General features: G+C 47.3%; 5 protein-coding genes. 4 read left to right on the top strand and 1 reads right to left on the bottom strand.

Annotated features, from left to right (window positions below; all coding sequences use genetic code 11):
- The first annotated feature begins 106 nt into the window (after nucleotides 1–106).
- The 3 genes from QVO97_RS01860 (at nucleotide 107) to QVO97_RS01850 (ending at nucleotide 4,575) form a co-directional block, all read left to right on the top strand.
- Entirely contained in the window at nucleotides 107–811 is a 705-nt protein-coding gene (locus QVO97_RS01860) for a response regulator transcription factor (protein ID WP_022358722.1), read from the top strand.
- The gene (locus tag QVO97_RS01855) at nucleotides 808–2,211 is read left to right on the top strand and encodes a sensor histidine kinase (RefSeq protein ID WP_022358721.1); all 1,404 of its coding nucleotides are present in this window, start codon (nucleotides 808–810) and stop codon (nucleotides 2,209–2,211) included. The genes QVO97_RS01860 and QVO97_RS01855 overlap by 4 nt, the downstream gene beginning before the upstream one ends.
- A gap of 405 nt (nucleotides 2,212–2,616) precedes the next feature.
- Nucleotides 2,617–4,575 carry a fructose-bisphosphatase class III gene (locus QVO97_RS01850; protein WP_022358720.1) on the top strand — a complete coding sequence of 653 codons (1,959 nt, stop codon included), beginning with the start codon at nucleotides 2,617–2,619 and terminating at the stop codon, nucleotides 4,573–4,575.
- Between the two features lie 91 nt (nucleotides 4,576–4,666).
- Here the strand turns inward: QVO97_RS01850 and upp are convergent, their stop codons facing one another.
- Nucleotides 4,667–5,296 (bottom strand): uracil phosphoribosyltransferase, encoded by a 630-nt coding sequence (gene upp / locus QVO97_RS01845; RefSeq protein WP_022358719.1) that lies wholly within the window; start codon nucleotides 5,294–5,296, stop codon nucleotides 4,667–4,669.
- A gap of 579 nt (nucleotides 5,297–5,875) precedes the next feature.
- Between upp and QVO97_RS01840 the strand changes: the two genes are divergently transcribed.
- On the top strand, nucleotides 5,876–6,589 hold the full coding sequence (locus tag QVO97_RS01840; protein ID WP_022358718.1) for an IMP cyclohydrolase: 714 nt from the start codon (nucleotides 5,876–5,878) through the stop codon (nucleotides 6,587–6,589).
- The last annotated feature ends 162 nt before the right edge of the window (nucleotides 6,590–6,751 follow it).

The raw sequence follows: 6,751 nt of genomic DNA, 5'->3' as shown, positions 1-6,751 counted from the left end.
GGCTGCTGTGGCGGTTATTAAGTTATAAACAATAACAAAAAGCGACTGAATTCAGGATAATTGGCAGAATGGGAAAATGAATATGGCATGACAAGAGGAGGGCAGAATGGCAGAGAAAAGGAAGCTGCTTGTGGCAGATGATGAGGAGATGATTCGGGAGGCAGTTGCTTCCTATCTGGAAAGTCAGGGCTACCAGGTTTTTCGGGCGGAAAATGGCGAGGAGGCACTGAATATTTTGAAGAGAGAACCGATTTCTCTGGTGATTTTAGACCTGATGCTTCCGGATCTGCCGGGAGAAGAAGTCTGTGTCCGAATTCGGAAACAGTCGCGCGTGCCGATCATCATGCTGACTGCCAAAAATGTGGAATATGATATGATTCATGGTCTGGATCTGGGTGCGGATGATTATATCACGAAGCCGTTCAGTCTGAAAAATTTATCTGCCCGCGTGCAGGCGGTTTTGCGGCGCTCGACCGAGGATCTGGTTCCGCTTGCCAGACAGTTTTCCTGGAATCAGGGAGATCTGGTGATTGATTATGACCGAAAAGAAGTGAGGAAAAAAGGAGAACCGGTGGCGCTTACAGCGATCGAGTGGAAATTGCTGGCTGCCTTTACGAAATATCCGCAAAAAATATTTACCAGAGAAAATTTAATTGAGCTGGTCTTTGGACTGGATTTTTCTGGATATGACCGGGTAATCGATACCCATATTAAAAATCTTCGGAAGAAGATAGAGGACGATTCCAAGCAGCCGGTTTATCTCTGTACTGTTCATGGAATGGGCTATAAATTTGGAGGGACGGCAGAATGAAGCAAAAAATCAGCACGCAGCTGGCGACCGGTTTTGCACTGATTGTCCTGATCACGGTTCTTCTGATTGGAGCGGTGGCGAATGGTCTGATTAACCGTCAGTTTGAGCGATACGTAGCGTTGCAGAGGAAAAATTTTTCGGAACAGCTGGCAGAATCACTGCCATCCCAGTATGATGAGAGGAATGGTGAGTGGAATGTAGATTACATCCATGGGATTGGAATGTATGCATTGAAAGATGGATATCTGATCCGGCTGTTGGATCGGGAAAACCATGTCGTATGGGATGCTGAAAATCATGATATGACGTTATGCCATCAGGTAATGCAGGAGATCCGCACGGAAATGGAGGAGAAACGCCCCCAGTTAAAGGGTGAATTTTCAACGTACCGCTATGATATACGGAAAAGGGATGCCATTGTGGGGTATCTGGATGTGAGCTATTACAGTCCTTATTATTTTAATGAGAGTGATTTTCGGTTTCTGGATTCTTTGAACCGGATTTTGATCGGGATTGGATTGGTGGTGTTGACGGCTGCGGTGGCAATGGGAACCATGCTGGCAAAACGGTTGTCAGTTCCGTTGTTGAATGTGGCAGAAGTGACGAGGAAAATCGCAAAGGGAGATTATAAGGCGAGATTGCAGACGGAACGGGCGCAGACTCAGGAAGTGGAAAATCTGAGCCGATCGGTCAATGAGATGGCAGAGAGCCTGGAACGCCAAGAAAAACTCCGCCGCCGTCTTACCTCAGATGTAGCTCATGAACTCCGCACACCGGTGACGAATGTGTCGCTAAATCTGGAAATGATGCTGGACGGTGTCTGGGATCCGACGAAAGAACGGCTGCAGAACTGTTATGGGGAGTTGGAGCGGCTGTCAGGGATCATTGCTGATTTGGAGAAGCTGCGTCAGGTTGAAGATAAGAAGCTGGAGCTTGTGCTGGAATCGGTCGATCTGCTGGAATTATCCAGGCTGGTGGAGAAGACCTTTGAGCCGGATTTAAAGAAGAAAGAGCTTGTATGTACGGTTCAGGGAGAATCTGCAGTCGTGCAGGGAGACGCGGGACGTCTGTATCAGGTGATTTATAACCTACTTTCCAATGCAGTCAAGTATTCAAACGAGGACGGGCAAATACAGATACGGGTAAATTGCGGTGAAACGGTCGCAGAACTGAGTGTGGAGGATCAAGGAATTGGAATTTCAAAAGAAGATCTTCCACTGGTGTTTGAGCGTTTTTACCGGACCGATCTGTCCAGAAACCGCAAAACTGGAGGCGCCGGAATCGGCCTTGCCATCGTCAAAGCGATTGTTGAGGCACATCATGGGACTGTGACGGCTGAGAGCAGGGAAGGGCGCGGAAGTAAATTTATAGTTATATTACCGGTAGGGCAGCCAAATTGAGTAGGGGCGACATCGATAATGACGATCGGGAAACCACGGCAGTAGAGGCTACCAAAGGTATTCTGCCAAAGTGGAGACCGGATATTTATAAATAGGCACTTTTGGAACCGAAAGCGCCGTAAGATAACGTGGTGGCAGCGCAAATACTAATAATACTTATTATAGGAATCGAAATGGCGTTTTTAATAGAAGTGTGATAAGATACAAGTATCAGAATTAAAAATGAGACGCCATTTCGATTTTTTGTAATTGTTTGCAACAAGCATTACAAATTCTTTTCCATCTTTCTGCGTGTATCTTTTGCATGTGTTTTATATGCATAACGGGCATCGGAAGCAGGATGCACGGGATTGGGTGAAAAAGGGTCAAAAGGGGCGTCCGCAAACAGGAGGGGTTAGAGAAAACATGAAATCATTGCAGGCGCGTTATCTGGATCGACTGGCAGAGCTTTACCCGACGATTGCAGCGGCATCGACGGAGATCATCAATCTGGAATCGATCTTAAATCTGCCGAAAGGAACGGAACATTTCCTGACCGATATCCATGGAGAATACGAGGCATTTTCCCATGTATTGAAAAATGGTTCCGGTTCCGTCAAGCGAAAGATTGACGATGTATTTGGAAATACCCTGAGCCGTCAGGACAAGCAGTCGCTGGCAACCCTTATTTACTATCCGGCGGAGAAGATGAGCCGGATTCTGCAGACGGAGAAGAATCCGGATGACTGGTACAAGATCACACTCTATCGCCTGATTGCGGTCTGCCGCCGGGCAGCGAGCAAGTACACGCGTTCGAAGATCCGCAAGGCGCTTCCGAAGGAATTTGCTTATGTGCTGGAAGAGCTTCTGACTGAGCGCGGCGATCTGCAGGACAAGGAATCCTACTACGATGCGATCGTCCAGACGATTGTCCGTGTGGGACGGGCGAAAGCCTTTATCATAGCGCTAAGCGAGCTGATTCAGCGCCTGACGGTCGATCATCTTCATATCGTGGGTGATATCTATGACCGAGGTCCGGGGCCGCATATCATCATGGACAAGATGATGACCTATCATTCGATTGATGTCCAGTGGGGCAATCACGATGTGCTCTGGATGGGCGCGGCAGCGGGACAGATGGGTTGTATTGCAAACGCAATCCGTATCTGCGCGCGATATGGAAACCTGGATATTTTGGAGGATGGTTACGGCATCAACCTTCTTCCATTGGCAACCTTTGCGATCAATACATATGGGGATGACCCGTGCACCTGCTTCCAGTTAAAAGGCAGTGACTCTTACAGTGCGTCTGAGCGCGAGATGAACCAGAAGATGCACAAGGCGATCTCGATCATCCAGTTCAAGGCGGAAGGGCAGATCATCAAGCGTCATCCGGAATTTGGCCTGGAGAAACGAAATCTTCTGCATCATATTGATTTTGAACGCGGTGTTCTGGAGCTGGGCGGCAAAGAGTACAAGATGCTCGATATGAATTTCCCGACCGTAGATCCGAAAGATCCATATGCATTTACACCGGAAGAAGCAGATATTATGGAACGTCTGGAACGTGCATTCATGAACTGCGAGAAGCTGCAGCAGCATATGAAATTCCTGCTGGCGAAGGGAAGTCTCTATAAAGTATACAACAATAACCTTCTCTACCATGGCTGTGTTCCGTTAAATAAGGACGGTACCTTCAAGGAGGTAGAGATCTACGGCAAGCAATATAAGGGAAAGGCGCTGTACGATATTCTGGACAATTATGTCCGCAAAGGGTTTGTCGCGGTCGATAAGTCAGAGCGGGAAAAAGGCAGGGATATGATGTGGTATATCTGGCTGAATGAAAATTCCCCGCTGTTCGGCAAGGACAAGATGGCAACGTTTGAACGCTATTTTCTGGCAGAAAAAGAGACACATAAAGAAGTAAAAAATCCGTATTACGATATGCTGGAAAATGAGGAAGTGCTTGACCGCATTCTCCGTGAGTTCGGTCTGGAACCGGAGGGCGCGCACATCATCAACGGTCACGTCCCGGTCAAATCCAAAGACGGCGAGAGTCCGCTCAAATGCGGCGGTAAGCTTCTCGTCATCGACGGTGGTTTCTCAAGAGCATATCAGAAAGAAACCGGCATCGCGGGGTATACGCTGATATACAACTCCTACGGTCTGATTCTGGCCGCGCACGATCCGTTTGAGTCCACCGAGGCGGCGATCGAAAAGGAGAGTGACATCCACTCCGAGAGCCGTATGGTCAAATGGGTGCCGGAGCGCAAGTGTGTCGGAGATACGGATATCGGACGGGAACTGAAAGAGAAGATCAAGGATCTGGAAAAATTGCTGAATGCGTACTATAGCGGTGCTATAGCAGAAAAATTTACGCGATAGCGATTTGAGAACGAAATTTTAAATAAAGATAAAATGGAAAATCGCTCAACCCGGAAGAGGGAAGAGCGATTTTTTGTGAATGCTATAGTATTTATTTCGTACCAAAAATCCGATCCCCTGCATCTCCCAGACCTGGGCAGATGTAAGCGTTTTCATTCAGGCAGCGATCGACATGACCAACATAGATCTGGACATCCGGATGTGCCTCATGCAGTCTCTTTAATCCTTCCGGAGCAGCGATGATTGCCATGAATTTGATGTTCTTTCCGCCGCGTGCTTTGATAAAGTCGATTGCCTCCACTGCGGAACCGCCGGTTGCCAGCATCGGGTCGGTGACAACGATGGTACGCAGTTCGATCGGGGTTGGCAGCTTGCAGTAGTATTCGTGCGGCTCATGGGTTGTCTCGTCGCGGTAGAGTCCGATGTGACCAACCTTTGCGGACGGAACGAGTGCCAGAATACCATTTACCATACCGAGACCGGCACGTAAGATCGGGACAACGGCAAGTTTTTTACCAGCCAGCATCGGAGTGCTGCAGGTTTCGATCGGAGTTTCTACTTCCTGATCTTCCAGCGGAAGATCGCGAAGCGCTTCATAGCCCATCAGCATCGCAATCTCATCGGTCAGGGAACGGAATTCGTTGGTTCCGGTGTTCTTGTTGCGGAGGAGCGAGATCTTGTGCTGAATCAACGGGTGGTCGAGAATTGTTACATTTTTCATATTCATAACCTGCCTTTTCTTGAATTTTGATGATGAACGTTTTTTCGTAACGGTGCATAGCGCAGACCGCTTGCGAATTTTGTGCTATCTTCATGCCGTCATTTCCCAAAATCTGTATACATATGTGAAGTGTATCGCCCTGATGGCATATTTTCTTTAATTATACACCGAATTGTACAGATTGAACAGTCTGTTTTATGATGTATTTTGTTGAAAAGCATCGGTAAAGTTACTGTTCCCGGGTAGGCACTTTTGAAACCGAAAGTGCCGTAAGAAAACGTGGTGGCAGCAGGAATTTGCCGTATTTAAATGCGAAGCCACGGCAAATTCCGTTACTGGGCACGTATGCGTGAACAGTAACTCGGTAAAAGAGCGGTTTGTCATGAAGTAGTGCAGAGTATTTGTAAAAGGATGCAGGTGCTTTTATATGTTTATTAGAATAAAAAATAATACCAGTACTATATATAAGCAATACTTCTGAAAACAAATCAATAAATCTAACTGGAAATGAGAATAGAATGTGGTAAAATATAAAGTAGTGAATTATTGCACAACAATGAAGGAGGAAGCTTTGCCATTATGAAGACTGTATCGATAGCAGAGGAACTGAAAAACAATTCTTATCCGGGACGCGGAATTATCATTGGACGGACGCCGGACGGAAAGAAGGCGGTTACGGCATACTTTATCATGGGAAGAAGCGAGAACAGCCGCAACCGTGTGTTTGTAGAAGAAGGTGAGGGCATCCGCACACAGGCATTTGATCCGGCGAAGCTGGAAGATCCGAGTCTGATTATCTATGCACCGGTCCGTGTGCTGGGAAATAAAACGATCGTGACCAACGGCGATCAGACTGATACGATTTATGAGGGAATGGATCGCCAGATGACCTTTGAGCAGTCCCTCAGAAGCCGCGAGTTCGAGCCGGATGCGCCGAACTACACACCTCGTATTTCCGGTATCCTGCATATCGAGGATGGCGGTTACAACTATGCGCTGTCGATTCTGAAATCCAATGACGGCAATCCGGATTCCTGCCATCGTTATACATATGCGTATGAGAAGCCGGTTGCAGGCGAGGGACATTTCATCCACACCTATATGCACGACGGCAATCCGCTTCCGAGCTTCGAGGGTGAGCCGAAAAAGATCGAGATTCCGGACAGCCTGGATGAGTTTGCAGCGACACTCTGGGAGAATCTGAACCCGAATAATAAGGTATCTCTGTTTGTGCGCTATATTGATATTGCGACCAGAGAGACACAGACGAAGATCATTAATAAAAATAAGTAGGAACAGACTGGAAAATAGTTAAAAAAAGTCAAAAGCCGTCTGAAAATGAAAACAGGTCAGAGATAAACGCTCCGCGAGGATGCGCAGTGATTCTGTAAAGAATATGTCAGCTTCGCTGACCAGAATCACGCGCCAAGTCTCACGGACGTTCGACTTGAAACA

This window comes from Clostridium sp. CAG:43 (genome assembly GCF_000434655.1).
Classification (GTDB): domain Bacteria; phylum Bacillota; class Clostridia; order Lachnospirales; family Lachnospiraceae; genus Otoolea; species Otoolea fessa.
The sequence above is the reverse complement of the archived record's forward strand: the minus strand, read 5'-3'. Positions and strand labels throughout refer to the sequence as shown.

Bases quoted from the DNA above. Each gene is read 5' to 3' on its own strand.
- QVO97_RS01860 (WP_022358722.1), top strand. From the start codon at position 107: ATGGCAGAGAAAAGGAAGCTGCTTGTGGCAGATGATGAGGAGATGATT.
- QVO97_RS01855 (WP_022358721.1), top strand. From the start codon at position 808: ATGAAGCAAAAAATCAGCACGCAGCTGGCGACCGGTTTTGCACTGATT.
- QVO97_RS01850 (WP_022358720.1), top strand. From the start codon at position 2,617: ATGAAATCATTGCAGGCGCGTTATCTGGATCGACTGGCAGAGCTTTAC.
- upp (WP_022358719.1), bottom strand. From the start codon at position 5,296: ATGAAAAATGTAACAATTCTCGACCACCCGTTGATTCAGCACAAGATC.
- QVO97_RS01840 (WP_022358718.1), top strand. From the start codon at position 5,876: ATGAAGACTGTATCGATAGCAGAGGAACTGAAAAACAATTCTTATCCG.